This window comes from Brevundimonas sp. CEF1, from assembly GCF_051353055.1.
Taxonomy (GTDB): domain Bacteria; phylum Pseudomonadota; class Alphaproteobacteria; order Caulobacterales; family Caulobacteraceae; genus Brevundimonas.
This window is the reverse complement of sequence record NZ_CP195593.1, coordinates 655,737-674,103: the sequence shown is the minus strand read 5'-3', so window position 1 is coordinate 674,103 and position 18,367 is coordinate 655,737. Positions and strand designations below refer to the sequence as shown.

The 18,367-nt window shown below is 68.6% G+C and carries 18 protein-coding genes; 11 read left to right on the top strand and 7 right to left on the bottom strand.

Annotation, left to right across the window (positions count from 1 at the left end; genetic code table 11):
* Nucleotide 1: 1 nt before the first annotated feature.
* Together ACR9FL_RS03415 and lpxK are read left to right on the top strand one after the other, a co-directional pair.
* Nucleotides 2-1,303, top strand: coding sequence for a 3-deoxy-D-manno-octulosonic acid transferase (locus ACR9FL_RS03415; RefSeq protein WP_436357163.1), 1,302 nt, complete (start codon nucleotides 2-4; stop codon nucleotides 1,301-1,303).
* Nucleotides 1,300-2,337: a tetraacyldisaccharide 4'-kinase gene (gene lpxK, locus ACR9FL_RS03410; RefSeq protein ID WP_436357162.1), complete on the top strand. Its 1,038-nt coding sequence runs from the start codon at nucleotides 1,300-1,302 to the stop codon at nucleotides 2,335-2,337. The genes ACR9FL_RS03415 and lpxK overlap by 4 nt, the downstream gene beginning before the upstream one ends.
* 109 nt (nucleotides 2,338-2,446) lie before the next feature.
* Here lpxK and ACR9FL_RS03405 read toward each other — a convergent pair whose 3' ends face one another.
* A complete protein-coding gene (locus tag ACR9FL_RS03405; protein ID WP_436357161.1) occupies nucleotides 2,447-3,763 on the bottom strand; it encodes an amidohydrolase family protein in 1,317 nt (438 codons plus the stop codon).
* 128 nt (nucleotides 3,764-3,891) lie between these two features.
* Between ACR9FL_RS03405 and ACR9FL_RS03400 the strand changes: the two genes are divergently transcribed.
* On the top strand, nucleotides 3,892-4,596 hold the full coding sequence (locus ACR9FL_RS03400; RefSeq protein ID WP_436357160.1) for a murein L,D-transpeptidase catalytic domain-containing protein: 705 nt from the start codon (nucleotides 3,892-3,894) through the stop codon (nucleotides 4,594-4,596).
* A 164-nt stretch (nucleotides 4,597-4,760) separates the two neighbouring features.
* Here the strand turns inward: ACR9FL_RS03400 and purD are convergent, their stop codons facing one another.
* Both purD and ACR9FL_RS03390 read right to left on the bottom strand, forming a co-directional pair.
* Entirely contained in the window at nucleotides 4,761-6,038 is a 1,278-nt protein-coding gene (gene purD, locus ACR9FL_RS03395) for a phosphoribosylamine--glycine ligase (RefSeq protein ID WP_436357159.1), read from the bottom strand.
* 56 nt (nucleotides 6,039-6,094) lie between these two features.
* Nucleotides 6,095-6,262, bottom strand: coding sequence for a hypothetical protein (locus ACR9FL_RS03390; RefSeq protein WP_296174060.1), 168 nt, complete (start codon nucleotides 6,260-6,262; stop codon nucleotides 6,095-6,097).
* Nucleotides 6,263-6,321: 59 nt separating this feature from the next.
* Between ACR9FL_RS03390 and xseA the strand changes: the two genes are divergently transcribed.
* Both xseA and ACR9FL_RS03380 read left to right on the top strand, forming a co-directional pair.
* Nucleotides 6,322-7,803, top strand: a complete 1,482-nt coding sequence (xseA, locus tag ACR9FL_RS03385) for an exodeoxyribonuclease VII large subunit (RefSeq protein ID WP_436357158.1) — start codon at nucleotides 6,322-6,324, stop codon at nucleotides 7,801-7,803.
* Between the two features lie 80 nt (nucleotides 7,804-7,883).
* Nucleotides 7,884-8,219 (top strand): hypothetical protein, encoded by a 336-nt coding sequence (locus ACR9FL_RS03380; protein WP_296174037.1) that lies wholly within the window; start codon nucleotides 7,884-7,886, stop codon nucleotides 8,217-8,219.
* 10 nt (nucleotides 8,220-8,229) lie between these two features.
* Here the strand turns inward: ACR9FL_RS03380 and ACR9FL_RS03375 are convergent, their stop codons facing one another.
* On the bottom strand, nucleotides 8,230-9,390 hold the full coding sequence (locus tag ACR9FL_RS03375) for a P1 family peptidase (RefSeq protein ID WP_436357156.1): 1,161 nt from the start codon (nucleotides 9,388-9,390) through the stop codon (nucleotides 8,230-8,232).
* An 84-nt stretch (nucleotides 9,391-9,474) separates the two neighbouring features.
* Here ACR9FL_RS03375 and ACR9FL_RS03370 point away from each other — a divergent pair, with 84 nt between their 5' ends.
* Both ACR9FL_RS03370 and ACR9FL_RS03365 read left to right on the top strand, forming a co-directional pair.
* Nucleotides 9,475-9,687, top strand: a complete 213-nt coding sequence (locus tag ACR9FL_RS03370; RefSeq protein WP_436357155.1) for a DUF2093 domain-containing protein — start codon at nucleotides 9,475-9,477, stop codon at nucleotides 9,685-9,687.
* A 58-nt stretch (nucleotides 9,688-9,745) separates the two neighbouring features.
* A complete protein-coding gene (locus ACR9FL_RS03365) occupies nucleotides 9,746-10,243 on the top strand; it encodes a response regulator (protein ID WP_436357154.1) in 498 nt (165 codons plus the stop codon).
* On the opposite strand, the gene ACR9FL_RS03360 is transcribed toward ACR9FL_RS03365, so the two are convergent.
* Nucleotides 10,244-11,152, bottom strand: a complete 909-nt coding sequence (locus ACR9FL_RS03360) for a lysophospholipid acyltransferase family protein (protein ID WP_436358111.1) — start codon at nucleotides 11,150-11,152, stop codon at nucleotides 10,244-10,246.
* A gap of 49 nt (nucleotides 11,153-11,201) precedes the next feature.
* Nucleotides 11,202-11,972, bottom strand: coding sequence for an SDR family NAD(P)-dependent oxidoreductase (locus ACR9FL_RS03355; protein WP_296174050.1), 771 nt, complete (start codon nucleotides 11,970-11,972; stop codon nucleotides 11,202-11,204).
* Between the two features lie 110 nt (nucleotides 11,973-12,082).
* On the opposite strand from ACR9FL_RS03355, the gene ACR9FL_RS03350 reads away from it, so the two are divergent.
* Genes ACR9FL_RS03350 through ACR9FL_RS03340 form a run of 3 tightly spaced genes read left to right on the top strand, consistent with a single transcriptional unit; the run spans nucleotide 12,083 to nucleotide 14,421 of the window.
* Entirely contained in the window at nucleotides 12,083-13,351 is a 1,269-nt protein-coding gene (locus tag ACR9FL_RS03350) for an EAL domain-containing protein (protein ID WP_436357153.1), read from the top strand.
* 4 nt (nucleotides 13,352-13,355) lie between these two features.
* The gene (locus ACR9FL_RS03345; RefSeq protein WP_436357152.1) at nucleotides 13,356-13,670 is read left to right on the top strand and encodes a hypothetical protein; all 315 of its coding nucleotides are present in this window, start codon (nucleotides 13,356-13,358) and stop codon (nucleotides 13,668-13,670) included.
* A 55-nt stretch (nucleotides 13,671-13,725) separates the two neighbouring features.
* The gene (locus tag ACR9FL_RS03340) at nucleotides 13,726-14,421 is read left to right on the top strand and encodes a 2OG-Fe(II) oxygenase (RefSeq protein WP_436357151.1); all 696 of its coding nucleotides are present in this window, start codon (nucleotides 13,726-13,728) and stop codon (nucleotides 14,419-14,421) included.
* A 193-nt stretch (nucleotides 14,422-14,614) separates the two neighbouring features.
* Here the strand turns inward: ACR9FL_RS03340 and ileS are convergent, their stop codons facing one another.
* Nucleotides 14,615-17,542, bottom strand: coding sequence for an isoleucine--tRNA ligase (ileS, locus tag ACR9FL_RS03335; protein WP_436357150.1), 2,928 nt, complete (start codon nucleotides 17,540-17,542; stop codon nucleotides 14,615-14,617).
* A gap of 242 nt (nucleotides 17,543-17,784) precedes the next feature.
* Here ileS and ACR9FL_RS03330 point away from each other — a divergent pair, with 242 nt between their 5' ends.
* Entirely contained in the window at nucleotides 17,785-18,330 is a 546-nt protein-coding gene (locus ACR9FL_RS03330) for a DUF3828 domain-containing protein (RefSeq protein WP_436357149.1), read from the top strand.
* Nucleotides 18,331-18,367: the final 37 nt, after the last annotated feature.

Here is an 18,367-nt window from a genome sequence, read left to right as displayed (position 1 = left end):
CGTGATCTTCAGCCCCGCCCTGATCGCCTATCGCCTGCTGACCCGGCTGATGGAGCCCCTGGCCCCGCGCCTGCTCGACGCCCGCGTCAAGCAAGGCAAGGAGGACCCGAAGCGGGTCGATGAACGCCTGGGTCTGGCCGGTGTGGCGCGCCCTGACGGGCCGCTGATCTGGATTCACGGCGTCAGCGTCGGCGAGGCCCTGTCCATCCTGCCCCTGGCCGAGCGTATCCGAAAGGACCGCCCCGACGTGACGGTTCTGGTCACCACCGGGACCCTGACCTCGGCGCAGATTCTGGCCCAGCGCCTGCCCGCGGGCGTCATTCACCAGTTCGCCCCGGTCGACAGCCCCGGCGCCGTCGCCGCCTTCCTCGATCACTGGCGGCCGACCATCGGCGTCTTTGTCGAGAGCGAGCTGTGGCCCAACCTGCTGACGGCGGCCCGCAAGCGCGGCACAGCCCTGGCCCTGGTCAGCGCCCGCATCACCGACAAGACCGCCGAGGGCTGGAAGAAGGCCCCCGGCATGGCGCGCGCCCTGATGGCCTGTTTCGCTCATGTCTGGCCGCAGGATCAGGCCAGCGCCGACCGGCTGACGTTGCTGGGCGCCCGCGTCGACGGTCACGTGAACCTGAAGCTGTCCGGCGAACCCCTGCCCTATGACAAGGGCGAGTTCGGCCGCCTGTCGGCGCTGATCGACGACCGCCCCGTCGTCGTCGCCGCCAGCACCCACGAGCACGAGGAGATGGCCATCGTCGGGGCGCTGGACCATCTGGCCGACCGCCTGTTCCTGATCGTCGTGCCGCGCCACCCCGACCGCGCCGACGAGATCGCGCGGTCCCTGGCTCAGGACGGCTACAGCTTCGCTCGGCGCAGCCTGCGTCAGCCGATCACCGACGACACCGACATCTATCTGGCCGACACCCTTGGCGAGCTGGGCCTGTTTCTGCGCCTGGCCGACGTGGTGGTCATGGGCGGGTCGTTCGCCCCCGCGCTGGGCGGCGGCGCCGTCGGCGGGCACAATCCGCTGGAGCCGGCGCGCCTGGCCAAGCCCATCGTCACCGGCCCCGACGCCAGCAACTGGAACGCCGTGACGCGGATGTTGAAAAACTCCGGCGGCCTGGTCTCGGTGCTGTCGCCGGCGGAACTGCCGGGGATCGTCGCCCCCCTGCTGGCCGATCCCGAGGCCGCGCGCGACATGGGCGAGCGCGCCCGTCGCGCCGCCGCCGAGGCCGCCGCCGGACTGGACCGCCTGTGGCTGGCGCTGCAGGCGCATTTGCCCGCCGCTCCGTCGCGAGGCCGTCGATGAAGCTGAACACCCCCCGCTGGTGGTACAGCCGCGACCGCCGCCATGCCCCGGTGGCGCGACTGCTGCTCAAGCCCGCCTCGTGGATCTGGGCCGGCGTCACCGCCCGGCGCATCGCCAGGGCCACGCCGGTCGATCCCGGCGCGCCTGTCGTCTCCGTCGGCAATCTGACCGTCGGCGGTTCGGGCAAGACGCCCATCGCGCGCGAGGTCCTGCGTCTGTTGCGCGCCCAGGGCGTCGAGGCCGCTGCCCTGTCGCGCGGCTATGGTGGGACGCTGGACGGGCCGGTTCAGGTCAATCTGGCCATACATACCGCCGCCGAGGTGGGCGACGAACCTCTGATGCTGGCCGCTGACGCCCCCGCCTGGATCGCCCGCGACCGCGTCGCCGGGGCCAAGGCCGCCGTCGCCGCCGGGGCCGAGGCCCTGGTGCTGGACGACGCCCATCAGAACCCGGCGCTGAAGAAGACCCTCAGCCTGATCGTCGTCGACGGCGAGACGCGCGGCGACGAATGGCCCTTTGGCGATGGCTCCGTCTTCCCGTCCGGCCCGATGCGCGAGCCGCTGAAGGCTGGCTTGGCGCGGACCGACGCCGTCATCATCCTGCTGCCCGCCGACCTGGCCGAGGCCGACCCCGAACTGGTCGAAACCTTCGGCGACCTGCCCGTCTTCATCGCCCGGCTGGAGCCCGCCGCCGCCCCGCCCACGGGGCCTCAGGTCGGCTTCGCCGGCATCGCCAAGCCGTGGAAGGTCGAGCGTTCGCTGATCGCCGCCGGCTGCGACCTGAAGGACTTCGTTCCCTTCCCCGACCACGCCGAACTGTCGGAGCGCGACTTCGCCTTCCTGAACGAACGGGCGGCCCTGTTCGACGCGGGCCTGGTCACGACCGAGAAGGACTGGGTGCGTCTGCCGCCGCCATGGCGCGACCGGATCGTCGCCTGGCCGGTCGTTGCGAAGTTCGGGGACGAAGAAGGCTTTGTGGGACTACTGACTTCATTCCTTCTCCCCTTGCGGGAGAAGGTGGCGGCCGAAGGCTGACGGATGAGGGGTCGCGCCGCACTTGCAGACGCCACCCTTCATCCGATCGCCAGAAACCCCTCATCCGACCCGCTACGCGGGCCACCTTCTCCCGCAAGGGGAGAAGGATTCAATCCGCGCGGAAGACCTGGCCGCCCTTCATCACGAAGCGGACGCGCTGCAGTTCGGTGACGTCGCTCAGCGGGTCGCCTGAGACCGCGATCAGGTCGGCGGGCATTCCCGCCGCCAGACGACCGGCCTCGTTCGAGATCTTCAGGTGCTCGGCGGCGCCGACGGTGGCGGACTGGATGGCCTCCAGCGGGGTCAGACCGGCGCGGACCAGAAGGGCGAACTCCTGGGCGTTGTCGCCGTGGGCCGAAACGCCGGAGTCGGTGCCGAAGGCGATGCGGACGCCGCCCGCATGAGCGCGACGCGCCATGTCCAGCATCTTGGGCCCGGCCTCCAGCGCCTTGGCGGTCTGAGCGGGGGTGAAGAAGTTGTCCGGGCCGGACGCCATGCGCGCCACATAGTCCCCGGCCATCAGGGTCGGGACCAGCCAGGCGTTGTGCGCCTTGAACAGGCGCATGGACTCGTCGTCCAGATAGGTGCCGTGCTCGATGGAGTCGCCGCCCGCCTTGAGGAAGGCGTTGATGCCGTCGACGCCGTGGGCGTGGGCCGTGACCTGACGCCCCATGCGGTGGGCCGAGGCCACGATGGCGGCCAGTTCGTCCTCGCTGAACTGCTGGGCCAGACCGGCCGCCGTGTTGGACAGGACGCCGCCCGTGGCGGTGATCTTGATGATGTCGGCGCCGCTGCGGACCTGCAGGCGGACCGCCCGCATGCAGTCCTCGGCCCCCGAGCAGACGCTTTCCGGCGACAGGACATGCATGATGTCCTCGCGATAGCCGTTGGTGTCGCCGTGGCCGCCGTGGACCGAGACGGCCGAGCCGGCGGCGATGATGCGCGGTCCCGGCACGTCGCCGCGCTTCACGGCCTCGCGCAGGGCGAAGATGGCCTCGTTGCTAGCGCCCAGATCGGCGACCGTGGTGAAGCCGGCGTTCAGGGTGCGGCGGGCGTAGCGGGCGCCGACCATGGCCTGGGTGGCGGTCGACTGGGTGACCTCGTCCAGCCGCCCGGTCGGGCTCTGCTGGCTGGTCAGGTGGACGTGGCTGTCGATCAGGCCAGGCAGGACGAAGGCGCCGCGCAGATCGACCACCTGGCCCTCGCCGACGAAGCCGTCGCGGATTTCGACGACTTGGTTCCCTCTGATCACGAGAGTTTTATCTCGCAGCACCCGGCCGCTGGCCGGATCGGCCAGAAGTCGCCCCACTTGGACGAACGTGGTCGGCTGTTCCGCTGAAACGGCTGCGACCGCAGGGGCTTGTTGCGCCTGCGCCGAGGTGGCGGCCAGAACGGCAGCGGTCACAATCAAGGCCAGTTTCTTCATCGGTCCCTCCCAGAACTACGGGCGGCACCTTAGCGGGTCGTCGGCTTTCGCCAAGGCTCAGGTTGCGTCGTTACGGGGCTTTGTGAAACAAGCCGATACAGTTGTTTAAATCGTGCGAGGGGCGTCGCATGCGGCTTTCCAGACGTGGCTTGATCCTGGGCGGTTCGGCCCTGTTGGCGGGATGTTCTTCCGCCGCTTCGACCACCAACCTCCAGCTCGCCGGCGCCGCGCCTGCCAGCCTCCCCGTCGTTCCGGTTCCCGCCGCGACGCCGCAGCCCGTTTCTGTGGCCAAGGCCAGAGGCCCGATCATCGATCCGCACGGCGTCGTCCGCAAGGACCTGATGGAGCGCGCCCACGCCGCCCTGGACACCCACGGCCACAAGATTTCCAAACGCGACCGGATGTATCTGGTCGATTTCCAGAAGTTCTCGGGCGAGGACCGCCTCTATGAGGTCGATCTGGAAGGCGGCTGGGTCACGGCCTATCGCACCAGCCACGGCCGCGGCTCGGATCCGGCGCACTCGGGCTTCGCTCAGCGCTTCTCGAACCAGATGGACAGCCACATGTCCTCCATCGGCGCCTACGCCACGGCGGGCGCCAACTGGGGATCGCAACAGGGACCGAACGTGCTGCTGGACGGGCTGGAATATTCCAACAGCCGCGCGCGCGAGCGGGCCATCATCATCCACGGCGCCGACTACGCCGACCCGGCCTTCCTGGCGCGCGAGGGCAAGCTGGGCCGGTCCTACGGCTGCTTCTCGGTGTCCCACGCCGACCTCGTTCCTCTTCGCGAACGCATGGGCGAGGGCCGGCTTCTGTTCGCCATGACCTGACCGTTCGATCGTCACCCTCGGGCTTGTCCCGAGGGCCTATCGTTCCACAAGGCTCACCTCTGGACCGTGGACGCGCCCTCAAGGCCGAGCGCCGCGCCAGAGGCCGCCATGGGCCCTCGGGACAAGCCCGAGGGTGACGCCGTTGTTAGGGGCCGCGTAGCCGCTTAACGCGGCTCCAGCGCCCGCCAACCGATGTCGCTGCGGTGGAAGCCGCCGGGCCAGTCGATCTTGGCCACCGCCTCATAGGCCCGCGTGCGCGCCTCGGCGATGTCGGCGCCATAGGCGCAGACGTTCAGCACCCGGCCGCCCGCCGCCACCAGGGCGCCGTCGTCGCGCTTCCTGGTGCCCGCGTGGAAGACCTGGACGTGGGGGCCGAAGTCCTGATCGGCGCCGCGAATGACCGAGCCCTCCAGCGGGCTGTCGGGATAGCCCTTGGCCGCCAGAACCACGGTGATGACCACCCCGTCCTTGAACCGGGGGGCCGGGGCCTTGGTCAGGTCGCCACGCGCGCAGGCCAGCAGCAGGGGCACGATGTCGCCGTCAAAGCGCATCATCAGCACCTGGCATTCCGGGTCGCCGAAACGGGCGTTGAACTCGACCACCTTGGGGCCTTCGCTCGTCGCCATCAGCCCGGCGTAGAGGACGCCGCGATAGGGTGCGCCTTCTTCGGCCATCCTGGCGATGGTCGGCTGGACGATCTGATCGTTGGCGGCCTGGACCAGTTCCGGGGTGAAGACCGGGGCCGGCGAATAGGCGCCCATGCCGCCCGTATTGGGGCCCAGGTCGCCGTCGAAGGCGCGCTTGTGGTCCTGGGCGCCGCCGAACAGGACAGCGCGCTGGCCGTCGCACAGGGCGAACAGCGAGCCCTCCTCGCCGTCCATGAACTCTTCAATGACGACGCGCGATCCGGCCGAGCCGAAGCGGCCGCCCAGCATGCGCTCGATCTCGGCCTCGGCGTCCTGCTTGTCGGGGCTGATGGCCACGCCCTTGCCCGCCGCCAGGCCGTCGGCCTTGATGACATAGGGGGCGGCGTAGTGGTTCAGCGCCGCCTTGGCCTCGGCCACGTCCTCATAGACGCCGTAGCCCGCCGTGGGGATGCCGTGACGTTGCAGGAAGGCCTTGGAGAAGGCCTTGGAGGTTTCCAGCTGGGCCGCCTTGGCTGTCGGTCCGAAGCAGGGAATGCCCGCCGCGTTCAGACGGTCGGCCAGGCCCTCGGCCAGGGCCGATTCCGGGCCGACCACGACCAGGTCCGCCTTCATCTCGCGCGCCAGGGCGGCCAGGCTTTCCGCGTCGGTCGCCTTGATCTCGGGCTTGAGCTCGGCGTGCTTGGCCATGCCAGGATTGCCGGGCGCGGCGACAAGCCGCGTGACCAGCGGCGACTGGGCGATTTTCCAGGCCAGGGCGTGTTCACGCCCTCCGGATCCGACGAGCAGAATGTTCATACGCGCGCAATGACCGCACCGGCCGTCCGGGTCAAGCGCGCGAAAGGGTTAGCGGCCTAGAGAAGCGCCGACAGGACGTAGATCACGGCCCCCAGCAGGGCGATGGCGAAGAGGATCAGCCACGGACTGACCGAAGGCGCATTGCTGCGGCGCGACAGTTGCCGCTCGCGCGGGGCGCGCTCAGTCGGGTCGGTTCCGGGCGGATCGGCGGGTTCCATGGTCAAGCTAACGGGCGCGGCCTCGCCCCGTTCCCGCCTGCGACAAGACGGGCTAAGGTCGCGCCATGATCTCCGACGACGACTATGCCTTCGAAGGCCCCGCCGAGGCGCCGGCCGCCGCGCGCGACAACAATCCGCCCCTGTCGATCTCGGAGCTCAGCTTCGCGTTGAAGCGCACCCTGGAGGACCGCTTCGGCCACGTGCGTCTGCGCGGCGAGATCTCCAAGGTGAACCGCCACGCCTCGGGCCATGTCTATCTGACGCTGAAAGACGACAAGGCCGCCATCGACGGCGTCATCTGGAAGGGCGTGGTCAGGGGCCTGGGCGCCCAGCCGGAAAGCGGTCTGGAAGTCATCGTCACCGGCAAGATCACCTCCTACCCGGCCCGATCCTCCTACCAAATCGTCATCGAGAGCATGGAGCCGGCGGGCGCCGGCGCCCTGCTGGCCCAGTTGGAACGGCTGAAGGCCCGCCTGCGCGACGAAGGCCTGTTCGAGCCGTCGCGCAAGAAGCCCCTGCCGACCTTCCCCGCGACCATCGGCGTCATCACCAGCCCGACCGGGGCGGTGATCCGCGACATCCTGCACCGCATCGCCGAGCGCTGGCCCTGCCGCGTCATCGTCTGGCCCGTCGTGGTTCAGGGCGACGCCGCCAGCGGGCAGGTCGCCAACGCCATTCGCGGCTTCGACCAGATGAGGCCGGACGGGCCGATCCCGCGTCCCGACCTGCTGATCGTCGCGCGCGGCGGCGGTTCGGTCGAGGACCTGTGGTGTTTCAACGACGAGGGCCTGGCCCGCACCGTAGCCGAGGCCCGCATCCCCATCATCTCGGCCGTGGGACACGAGACCGACACCACCCTGATCGACTTCGTCTCCGACCGTCGCGCGCCCACCCCGACCGGCGCCGCCGAGATCGCCACCCCGGTCCTGGCCGACCTGCGCTGGGCCCTGAGCGATTTGGAGGGCCGACTGGCCCGGTCCGGCTCGCGTCTGCTGGAGGACCGGCGCACCCGCCTGCGCGCCGCCGCCCGCGGCCTGCCCGCCCGGCCCGAAGACCTGCTGGCGCTGCCGCAGCAACGCCTCGACCACGCCGCCAGCCGCCTCGGCTCAGGCCTGCACCGCAACGTCGCCGTGCACGAGCGTCAGTTGGCCGTGGTCGGCGGGCGTCTGTCCAGGGGCCTGCTGGACCGCGCCATCGAACGGCGCGGCGACCGGCTGGCCGCCTATGCCGACCGCTTCGCTCCGGCGATGAAGCGTCGGCTGGACCGCGACGAGACCCGGCTGGCCGCCCTGTCGCGCGCGCTGGCCACGCTCGATCCCAAACGGCCCAAGCCCGGCTTCGCCCGCATCGAGGACGAGGCGGGCGCCATGATCGCCTCCGCCGCCGGTCTGTCGCCGGGTCAGGCGGTGCGGATCGTCTTCGGCGACGGCGCGCGGGGCGCGACCATCGACGGCGAGGGCGCGGCGCGACGGAGCGTCTCCCCCCCTGCCGCCAAGCCCGCATCAGCCCCGAAAGCTGCGCCTCCGAGCCAGGGGGATCTCTTCTAGAGCCTCAGCCCAATCCGCAGACACGGTTGCGGTCCGGTTTGCGATGTCCGAGGGTCTCATTCTGAAAGAGGGAGGCCGTCATGGACATCAGGCCCGGCAAGAACATCGCCATCAAGGTTCCGCTCTACAGATGGGCGGAAACGGTCGCCTACTACCGCGACAAGGTCGGCCTCAAGGTGGCCAAAGAACTGCAAAACAGCACAGGCTTCGTCTTTGGCGACATGACCCTGTGGGTGGATCGCGTCGAGAAGCAGAGCCAGGTCGACGTATGGCTGGAGTTGTTCACCGACGACCCGGACCGCGCGCTGGAGCATCTGGAAAGCCCGCGGCGTGATGAACTGGAGCCCTTGGACGAGGTGAACGGGCTCTGGACTTCGGACCCGGCGGGCGTGGTTCTTCTGCTCAGGAACGAGTGACGAAGCCAGCCTAACGTTCAGCGGCCATCAGCCCCTTCACCGCCTCGACGTCCAGGGCCTCGACCGTCACAGCCTTGCCGTCGATCACCGAGGTCGTGGTCTCGGCCTTGAGCAGGGAGTTGAGGATGGCCTCCTCGGTCGCCTCGGCCACGGCGACGAAGAGGGGCGACATGCGGTCGTTGGGCCAGTCGGCCACCGTCGCCGCACCCGCCCGCCGCTCGGGCGTCCGGCGCACGCCATCATGGGTGGAGAAGGCGATGGCGTAGTCGCCCGACCCGTTCGAAAACGCCGCCCCCGTCCGCGCCAGACCGGCGAAGGCGCGTGCAGCCAGCCGCTCCAGATTGCGGTCCGACAGCGGCGCGTCGGTGGCCACCACGATCATGATGGAGCCGTCGGCGCGCTCGGCCTCGACCTCCTGACGCAGATAGTAGCGCCCCAGGGGCACGCCGACGGGCGTCCCGTCCATGCTCAGGACGCCGCCGAAGTTGGACTGGACCAGCACCCCCACGGTGAAGCCGCCCAGGCCGGCGGGCAGTTGGCGCGAACTGGTGCCGATGCCGCCCTTGAATCCAAAGGCGATGGTGCCCGTCCCGGCGCCCACCGCGCCCTGCTCGACCGGACCTGGCGTGGCCGTCTCAATGGCCCGCACCACGTCGGCGGCGGTCACGACCCGCGCCCGGATGTCGTTCAGCCCGCCGTCATTGGTCTCGCCCACCACGGCGTTGAGCGAGCGGATGTCCTCATGGCCCGGCTGTTTCAGCGTCCAGTCCAGAATCCCGTCGATGCCGCGCGCCACCGACAGGGTGTTGGTCAGGACGATAGGGGTCTCGATCTCGCCCAGCTCACGAATCTGGGTCGCCCCGGCCAGCTTGCCGAAGCCATTGGCCACCGACAGCCCCGCCGGCACCTTGTCGCGGAACAGGTCGCCGCCGTGCGGCAGGACAGCCGTCACCCCGGTGCGGACGCTGTCGCCCGCGCTCAGCGTCACCTGCCCCACCCGCACGCCCGCCACGTCGGTGATGGCGTTTAGCGGTCCCGGCGACAGGACGCCGGGCGCCCGGCCCAGGTCGCGAATCGTCGGCCGCGCCGCGTTTGTTTGGGCGACAGCCGGGAAGGTCGCCACCATCATCGCTAGGGCGAAGGCGGAAAGTGCAAGGCAGGGGCGGATCATGGACGGCTCCTCTCATCGACTTGTTTTCAAATGACAGCGATTCGCCTCTCGTCTCGCGCCGCGAGCCATGCCAATCATCGCTTCATGACGACGCCTGCTCCGCTTCCTGTTTCTCCGTCCGCCGCCACGCTGCACTACGGCGACGGCGAGTTCGCCGTCCTGCGCCCCGGCGCCTATGTGACCTGCGCGGTCAGCGGCGTGCCCATCCCGCTGGCGGCCCTGCGTTACTGGTCCGTAGAGCGGCAGGAGGCCTACGCCAGTCCCCTGGAATTCATGACCGCAGCGCGCGACGACTAGGCCTTCCGGTCGCCATCCCGCCTCGCTTCATTCGGCCACCAGCTCGCGTCGTGTAACCATGCCCGCCCTTCAGTCGCTCGACATCCTCCTCGCCGACGACAATCCCAACATGCGCGCCATCGTCTCGGCCATGCTGAAGTCCGTGGGCGTGGGAAGCGTGCGCGAGGTGGAAGACGGCTCTGCCGCCCTGAAGGCGCTGAGGATCCGTCCCGCCGACATGGCCATCGTGGACTTCCGCATGTCGCCGATGGACGGCGTGACCTTCACGCGGATGATCCGCAAGGCCGAGGACAGCCCCAACCCCTATCTGCCGATCATCATGATGACGGGCCATTCCGAGAAGCGGCACGTGACCGAGGCGCGCGACGCGGGCGTGACCGAGTTCGTGACCAAGCCGGTGAACGCCCCGGCGCTTCTGGCGCGCATCGAGGCGGTGATCATGCGGCCCCGCGCCTTCATCCGGGGCGGCGACTATTTCGGTCCGGAGCGCCGCCGCACCCAGCGCGAACACTACGCCGGCCCGTTCCGCCGAGCCGACGACGCCGTGATCGACTAGCTAGGCTTCGGCCGCCTTCAGGGCCTCATAGACCTTGGGCGGCCAGCGCTTGTGGACCCAGAACCAGTCCACCGGATGCTCGCGCACCCGATCCTCGACAAAGCGGTTGACCGCCTGGACCCCGGCTACGACGTCGGCGGCCTTGTCGCCCGTATCAGGCGCCTCGATGGGTTCATGGGCCGTGACGCGGAAACGCACGCCGGGCAGGCGCGTCACCGACAGGGGCTGGATCACCGTGCCGAACTTCAGCGCCAGACGCGCGGCGCCCGGCGAGGCGTTGACCGGCTGGCCGAAGAACTCGACCTCCGGCCCCTGGCTGTATTTCTGGTCGACCAGCAGGGCGATGGATTCGCCGCGCTTCATGCCGGCCATCAGCTCACGCGTGCCGTCTCCCTTGGGCGCGAACAGCTTGATGCCGTAGCGCTCGCGGCTCTCGCGAATCAGGGCGTCGACATAGGGGTTGTTGGCCGCGCGATAGGTGACCTGGCAGGGCACGCCCGCCGCCATGATGACCGCCGCCATGACCTCGAAATTGGCCAGGTGGCCCGAGATCAGCACCACCGCCCGGCCAGCGTCGCGCACGGCGTGCAGCCGTTCCAGGCCGACGATGTCGATGCGGCCGCTTTCCGGCGTCAGGCGATCCATGACCGCCAGTTCAGCGAAGGTGCGGCCGGTCTGCTCCCACTGGTCCACGGCCAGACGCGCGCGCTCGGCGGGGTCCATGTCCGGGAAGGCGATGCGCAGGTTGCGCGTCACCGTCTTGTGCGTGCCGGTCAGCGGCCCCAGCCAGCGCAGCAGCTTGCCGCCGAAACCCGAGGCCCCTTCGACGCCAAGCGTCCGCAGGAAGACGAACAGCGCCTTGAACGCCGCCGCCTCCAGCCGCCAGCTCAGGTCCTGAAAGAACCCGATCTCTTTAGGTGCACTACCGCCCTTCGGGCTGCTTGAGCGCGTTTGATCTTCACCAGGCAATCGTCAGTCCGCCGTCCACCACAAGGGTCTGCCCGGTCACATAGGCCGAGGCAGGGCTGCACAGATAGACCGCCGTGCCCGCGATTTCATCAGGCTGGCCGATCCTTTTCAGCGGAGCGGGCTCGGTCACCGTCTTCAACAGCTCGGGGTTCTCCCACAGGTATTTGGCGAAGTCGGTCTGGACCAGGCCGGGCGCGATGCAGTTCACCCGCACGTTCGACGGGCCGTATTCCACCGCCAGGTTGCGCGCCAGCTGCATGTCGGCGGCCTTGGAGATGTTGTAGGCGCCGATCAAAGCATTCCCGCGAAGCCCGCCGATGGACGAGATGATCAGGATAGAGCCGTCCTTCCTCTCCAGCATCTGCGGCGCGACCATCTGGATCAGCCAGTGGTTGGAGATGACGTTGTTCTGAAGGATCTTCTCGAACTGGTCGTCAGCGATGCCCGCCATCGGCCCGGCATAGGGATTGGTCGCGGCGTTGCAGACCAGGATGTCGATCTGGCCAAAGGCAGCGTTGGTTTCGTCCGTCAGCCGCTGCAGGTCCTCTTTCGAGGCGATGTTGGCGGGGATGGCGATAGCGCGACCGACGCCGTGCTTGTCATTGATGGCGGCGGCGACCTCTTCGCACGGCCCGGCCTTGCGCGAAGAGATGACGACGCGGGCGCCGTGCTCGGCCAGACGTTCGGCGATGGCCTTGCCTATGCCCTTGGAGGAGCCGGTGATGACCGCAACCTTGCCGCTCAGATCGAACAATTCCATGCGTTAACCTCCTTGAAGCCGGATTTATGCGCCGCAACCCTAGCCGTTATCTCTAGTTAGACCGATACTCGGCCGATTCCATAAGGGAAAGGCGGCTCGACACCGGCCCCATGCGCAAGATCACCGGCGGTTTTCTGTTCTTCGGCTACCTCTTCCTGTCCCTGACCATCGGGGCGGCGATCTGGCGCGCCGGTATGGGCGCGGGCGCGGGCGCCGCCGGGGTGCTGGGCGCCCTGGGCGTTCTGGTCGGACTGCACGCCGTCGTCGCGGGGGTTCTGGATCGACGCGCCCTGCGCAAGGAGATCGCCAAGGTTCGCGAAGCCCATCGCCTGCTGGCCGACGCCATGGAGTCGACGCAAGGCGCCCTGACCGAGCTGGCCGAAGCCATCGAGAGCGGCGCCCTGTCCAGGACCGAGGCCCTGACCGGCGAGGTGCGGATGCTGGAGGGTCTGGTCCAGCAGATGAGCGATTCGATCGACGAGCGCCTGGCCTCCTCGCCGATCACCGCCGACACCTATGAGGGCCGCCGCCAGGTCCAGTCGAACACCCTGCTGAAGACCGTCCATGACGCCCTGACGGAAAACCGCATCGACCTCTATCTGCAGCCGGTCGTCACCCTGCCGCAGCGTCGGACCGTCTTCTACGAGAGCTTCACCCGTCTGCGCGATCCGTCGAACCGGGTCATGATGCCGGCCGAATACCTGTCGGTGGCCGAGGGCGAGGGCCTGCTGCCCGCCATCGACAACCTGCTGCTGTTCCGCTGCGCCCAGATCGTGCGCCGTCTGGCGCGTCAGGATCGCAAGGTCGGGGTCTTCTGCAACATCTCCCTGGCCTCGCTGGGCGACGAGACCTTCTTCCCGCAGTTCCTCGACTTCCTCAGCCAGAACCGCGACCTGAAGGACGCCCTGATTTTCGAACTGGGTCAGGCGACGTTCGAGGCGCGCGGCGCCGCCGAAGCGCGCAACATGGCCAAGCTGGCCGACCTGGGCTTCCGCTTCTCCATCGACAAGGTCCAGACCCTGGATCTGGACTTCGCCGACCTGCAACGTTCGGACGTGCGCTTCATCAAGATCGCCGCCGACCTGCTGATCGAGCAACTGCTGGATCTGGACGGCGCCACGCCCCTGGCCACCCAGCCCGACATCCAGGCCGCCGACTTCGCCCCCCTGACCCGCCGCTACGGCCTCGAACTGATCGCCGAGAAGGTCGAGAGCGAGAAGCAGGTCGTCGACATCCTCGAACTGGACGTCGGCATGGGTCAGGGCCACCTGTTCGGCGAGCCCCGCGCCATCAAGGAAGCCGTTCTGGCCGAGACCGACCCCCCGGTCGAGTTCGTCCGCTCGACGCTGAAGTCGGCCGAGCAACGCCGCCGGTTCTAGGATCATGCTCACGCCGCGCCTGATGGCAGCCGCTTGCCTGAGCCTGATGATCGCCGGATGCAGCGACACGCCAACCTTCCAACGCGAGAACCAGCAGTATTCGGCTCGCTGCGTATCTGGCGAAGCCCTCGTTGTGGAAACGCGGGATCAGGGCCGCACCCTGGTCATCAGCGGCGCGACCTTTCCCAAGCAGGCGGTTCAGTTCGTCCACGGCAGCATTCTCGAAGACTACTATCGCAACAGGGACATCGAGGTCTGGCTCGATCCTGAGTTGAGGATCAAGCTCAAGGACGGGAGCTGGATCAGTTGCCCGACCTAAACCACCGCCGATAACCGCCAGACAGAGGCCGCCGGCGTCTCGCAAATACGGGGTCATGACCGACGCTGCTTCTTCCCTCGACTGGCCCCGCATCGCCGATGACTTGAACGCCCGGGGCTGGGCCGTGGTCGGGCCGCTGCTGACGCCCGCGACCTGCAAGGCCCTGCAAGCCCTCTACGACCAGCCCGAGCGGTTCCGCAGCCGCATCGTCATGCAGCGCCACGGCTTCGGCCAGGGCGAGTATCAGTATTTCGCCAATCCCCTGCCCGATCCCCTGCCCCGGCTGCGGGCGCGGCTCTATGAAGGTCTGGCGCCCATCGCCAACGGCTGGGCGGCGCGGCTGGATCGGTCGGGCTTTCCCGACAGCCTCGACGACCTGACCGCGCAATGCCAGGCGGCGGGCCAGACGCGGCCGACCTCGCTGATGCTGCGCTACGGCCCCGGCGACTACAACCGGCTGCATCAGGACCTCTACGGCGATCTGGTCTTCCCGCTGCAGGCGGCCGTCCTGTTGAGCGAGCCGTCCGAATTCGAGGGCGGCGAGTTCGTGCTGGTTGAGCAGAAGCCCCGCTCGCAGTCACAGGCCCATGTCGCGCCGCTGAAACAGGGCGAGGCCGTGATCTTCGCCGTGCGCGAACGCCCGGTCGCCGGGACGCGCGGCGACTATCGCGTGCAGATGCGCCACGGGGTCAGCGCGGTACGGTCAGGCAAGCGGATGACCCTGGGGCTGATCTTTCATGATGCGGCATGAGAAATAATCCCGCTCATCCCCGCGGAGGCGGGGACCCAGTGAGAGCCTCACGCAGTCCGTTTGAAATCCTGCCCAAGCCCAAGCGCGGCGCCTGCAGCCAAAGCACTGGGTCCCCGCCTCCGCGGGGATGAGCGGGCATTGGGGTCCTGCTCAAGAAAAAGGCCCCTCCGCCGGAGCGAAGGGGCCTGATCCTTTAGGCCTTCTGCGCGTCCAACCACCGGACCGCGTCGGCGTCGCGGGCCGACAGGTCGGGGAAGTCGGCGTCGGAGCCGACGTCCGGCACCCGGCGCCAGGAACGAGCGCACTTGGGATAGTCGGCCAGCTTGACCTCGACGGCGACGGCGTCGCCGCCGACCGCCAGTTCAGCGCCCGAGGTGCGGAAGACCTCGGCGGCGTCCAGACCCTCGAACGGGGCCAGCAGCTCAGCCGGGGCCGTGACCACCGGCCAGGCGTCCAGGGCGCCGCCGATCAGCTTGTCGCGACGCGCCGCTTCCAGCGCCTCGTTGACCACTTCCAGCACCGCTTGAACGCCCAGCCAACGTCGGCGTTCGGCCTCATTGGTCCACTCGAACGGGGTTTCCGGAATGACACGGGCGCAGTTGGTGCCTGCCTCGGGGAAGCGCGTCGTCCAAGCCTCGTCCATGGTGAAGGGCGTCAGCGGGGCCAGCCAGGCGGTCAGGCGCATGAAGACCTCGTCCATCACCGTGCGCACGGCGCGGCGGCGGACGCTGTCTGGACGATCGCAGTAGAGGCTGTCCTTGCGGATATCGAAGTAAAGGGCGGACAGGTCGCCCGAGCAGAACTCCAGCACCGGACGGATCACGTCCTGGAAGCGGTAGTCCTCATAGGCTTTGCGAACCGTCGCATCCAATCCCCACAACTGATGCAGGATAAACTGCTCCAGCGGCGGCATCTGGTCATAGGGCAGGCGTTCGGCCTCGTCGAAGCCGTTCAGGGCGCCCAGCAGATAGCGGACGGTGTTGCGCAGCTTGCGATAGGCGTCGACCGTGGTCTGCAGGATCTGCTTGCCGATGCGCTGGTCGTCCGAATAGTCGACCAGGGCCACCCACAGACGCAGGATGTCGGCGCCGGACTCCTTGATGATGGTCAGGGGGTCGGTGGTGTTGCCCCGCGACTTCGACATCTTCTCCCCGTTCTCGTCCAGGGTGAAGCCGTGGGTCAGGACGGCCTTGAACGGCGCGCGACCACGCGTGCCGCAGCCTTCCAGCAGCGACGACTGGAACCAGCCGCGGTGCTGGTCTGAGCCTTCCAGATAGAGGTCGGCGGGCCAGTGCGACGGGCGGTCGCCGGCATAGCCGTGCGCGGCCGTGCGCGGGTCGAGGGTAAAGGCGTGGGTAGAGCCGGAGTCGAACCAGACGTCGAGGATGTCGGTGACCTTCTCGAAGCGCTCGGGATCGTGCGCGCCCAGGAAGTCGGCGTCGGGGGCCGAGAACCAGACGTCGGCGCCGCCCTCGGCCACGGCCTTGACGATGCGGGCGTCGACCTCGGGGTCGTGCAGGGGCTGGCCGGTCTGCTTGTCCACGAACATGGCCAGGGGCGTGCCCCAGGCGCGCTGGCGGCTGATCAGCCAGTCGGGGCGGCCCTCGACCATGGAGCGGATGCGGTTCTTGCCCGCCGCCGGGTGGAAGGCGGTGGCGTCAATGGCGTTCAGCGCCCGGTCGCGCAGGGTGTTGTCGTCGTCCAGGGTCTCATCCATGCGGATGAACCACTGGGGGGTGTTGCGGAAGATGATGGGCGCCTTCGAGCGCCAGGAGTGCGGATAGGAGTGCTCCATCCGGCCGCGCGCCAGCAGGTTGCCCGCCTCGATCAGCTTGTCCATCACCGCGCCGTTGGCGGGACCGAACTTGCCGGTCTTCTTGCCCTCGGTCTCCAGCACCTTGAGGCCGGCGAACAGGGGAACGTGCTCGTAATAGGCGCCGTCGGGATCGACCGTTTCGGGCACCTCACGGTGGCCATGCGCCAGCCAGACATTGTAGTCGTCCGCGCCATGGCCGGGCGCGGTGTGGACGAAGCCGGTGCCGGCGTCGTCGGTGACGTGATCGCCGGCCAGCAGGGGCACGGAGAAGCCATAGCCGCTGTCCAGCGCCGCCAGCGGGTGGGCGCATTCCAGACCCGACGGGTTGATGGCGTCGATGCGGGTGAAGCCGCTGATCTTGGCCGCCTTGAACACATCCTCGGCCAGCTTGTCGGCGATGATGAAGCGGTCGCCCGGCTTGGCCCAGGGCTCATAGTCCAGGCCTTCTTCCAGAGCCGTGACCTCATAGAGGCCATAGGCGATCTCGGGGCCGTAGCTGATGGCGCGGTTGGCCGGGATGGTCCAGGGCGTGGTCGTCCAGATGACGATCGACGGCGTGGCCGCGCGGAAGGACAGCAGGTCGTCGGGGTGGCTGTCGGTCGCGCCGACTACCGGGAACTTGACCCAGATCGTGGGCGAGACGTGGTCGTGATACTCGACCTCGGCGTCGGCCAGGGCCGTGCGCTCGACCGGCGACCACATGACGGGCTTGGAGCCGCGATACAGCTGGCCCGAGTTCTTGAACTTGTGGAACTCGGCGACGATGGCCGCCTCGGACGTGAAGTCCATGGTGGCGTAGCGGTTGGCGAAGTCGCCGGTGATCCCTAAGCGCAGGAACTGGTCGCGTTGCAGGTCGATATACTTGCCGGCGTATTCGCGGCAGGCGGTGCGGAACTCTTCCTTCGAGACCTCGTCCTTGCGGCGGCCCTTGGCGCGGAACTGCTCTTCGATCTTCCACTCGATCGGCAGGCCGTGGCAGTCCCAGCCGGGGACGTAGTCGACGTCATAGCCCAGCAGGAAGCGCGAGCGGACCACGAAGTCCTTCAGCGTCTTGTTCAGGGCGTGGCCGATGTGGATGTCGCCGTTGGCGTAGGGCGGGCCGTCGTGCAGCACATAGAGCGGCGCATTCTGGGCCTGACGGACGCTGCGCAGGTGACCATAGAGGTCGCCCCACTGGGCCAGGATTTCCGGTTCCTTCTTCGGCAGCCCGCCCCGCATGGGGAAGGGCGTCTCGGGCAGGAAGACGGTGTCGCGATAGTCGCGGCCAGCTGCTTCAGAGGCGGTGTCGTTGGTGGCGTCGGCCATGGGGTAATCTTTGTCTTTTGCGCGGGCGCCGAGGAGGCGGCGCGGACGCAGTCTAGCGTGAAGGCCGTTGAACGGCATCGGCGATATTCGATCCCGACGTGCGCGGGGCTGACAAGCCCTGGCGCTACGCCGGGCGGCTAATCGAAATCGGACGGATCACGCGAACGGTCATGGTTGAAACGGTCTAGCAGACCGGGCGGCGCCTGCGCCATAGTCGATGCGAACAGACAGGAGGCGATCAGATGCGCGTTCAGGCGATCATGACGGCGGCGGTTCTGGCTTTGGCGGCCTGTTCCCCCGCCGAGGACAAGGCCCCTGCGCCGGCCGAGGCGCCGCTGGCCGGACGGGCCGCCATCTATGCGGCGGGCGAACAGAACGCCGAGGCCTTCGTCCGCGCCCTCTACGCCAACGCCGCCGCGCCTCTGGCCAATGATCCGGCCGCGGCCAGCATCACCCCCGGCCGCGATCCGCTCTATACGCGGACCCTGAATGCTCTGGTCGGCGCCGACTTCCACGCGGCCAAGGGCGAGGTTCCCTATCTGAACTATGACCCGATCTGCGCCTGTCAGGACGCCGACGGCTTCGCCCTGACCGCGCTGAAGATGACGCCCGACGGCGACAAGGCGGCCACGGCCGAGGTGACCTTCACCAACCATGGCCAGACGCACCAGCAGACGCTGAAGCTGGTCAGGGAAGGTCCCATGTGGCGCATCGCCGACGTCATCGACGGCCAGGGCAAGTCCCTGCACGACGCCCTGATGGCCATCGCCGAGAAGGCCGAGGGCTGACCCCCGCAACCCCTGCGACACGCGACCGTTAGCGATC

Coding starts and splice junctions, on each gene's coding strand:
- xseA (WP_436357158.1), top strand. CDS start 6,322: ATGATCTCCGACGACGACTATGCCTTCGAAGGCCCCGCCGAGGCGCCG.
- purD (WP_436357159.1), bottom strand. CDS start 6,038: ATGAACATTCTGCTCGTCGGATCCGGAGGGCGTGAACACGCCCTGGCC.
- ACR9FL_RS03345 (WP_436357152.1), top strand. CDS start 13,356: ATGCTCACGCCGCGCCTGATGGCAGCCGCTTGCCTGAGCCTGATGATC.
- ACR9FL_RS03370 (WP_436357155.1), top strand. CDS start 9,475: ATGACGACGCCTGCTCCGCTTCCTGTTTCTCCGTCCGCCGCCACGCTG.
- ACR9FL_RS03330 (WP_436357149.1), top strand. CDS start 17,785: ATGCGCGTTCAGGCGATCATGACGGCGGCGGTTCTGGCTTTGGCGGCC.
- ileS (WP_436357150.1), bottom strand. CDS start 17,542: ATGGCCGACGCCACCAACGACACCGCCTCTGAAGCAGCTGGCCGCGAC.
- ACR9FL_RS03375 (WP_436357156.1), bottom strand. CDS start 9,390: ATGATCCGCCCCTGCCTTGCACTTTCCGCCTTCGCCCTAGCGATGATG.
- ACR9FL_RS03400 (WP_436357160.1), top strand. CDS start 3,892: ATGCGGCTTTCCAGACGTGGCTTGATCCTGGGCGGTTCGGCCCTGTTG.
- ACR9FL_RS03350 (WP_436357153.1), top strand. CDS start 12,083: ATGCGCAAGATCACCGGCGGTTTTCTGTTCTTCGGCTACCTCTTCCTG.
- ACR9FL_RS03380 (WP_296174037.1), top strand. CDS start 7,884: ATGGACATCAGGCCCGGCAAGAACATCGCCATCAAGGTTCCGCTCTAC.
- ACR9FL_RS03405 (WP_436357161.1), bottom strand. CDS start 3,763: ATGAAGAAACTGGCCTTGATTGTGACCGCTGCCGTTCTGGCCGCCACC.
- ACR9FL_RS03365 (WP_436357154.1), top strand. CDS start 9,746: ATGCCCGCCCTTCAGTCGCTCGACATCCTCCTCGCCGACGACAATCCC.
- ACR9FL_RS03340 (WP_436357151.1), top strand. CDS start 13,726: ATGACCGACGCTGCTTCTTCCCTCGACTGGCCCCGCATCGCCGATGAC.
- ACR9FL_RS03355 (WP_296174050.1), bottom strand. CDS start 11,972: ATGGAATTGTTCGATCTGAGCGGCAAGGTTGCGGTCATCACCGGCTCC.
- lpxK (WP_436357162.1), top strand. CDS start 1,300: ATGAAGCTGAACACCCCCCGCTGGTGGTACAGCCGCGACCGCCGCCAT.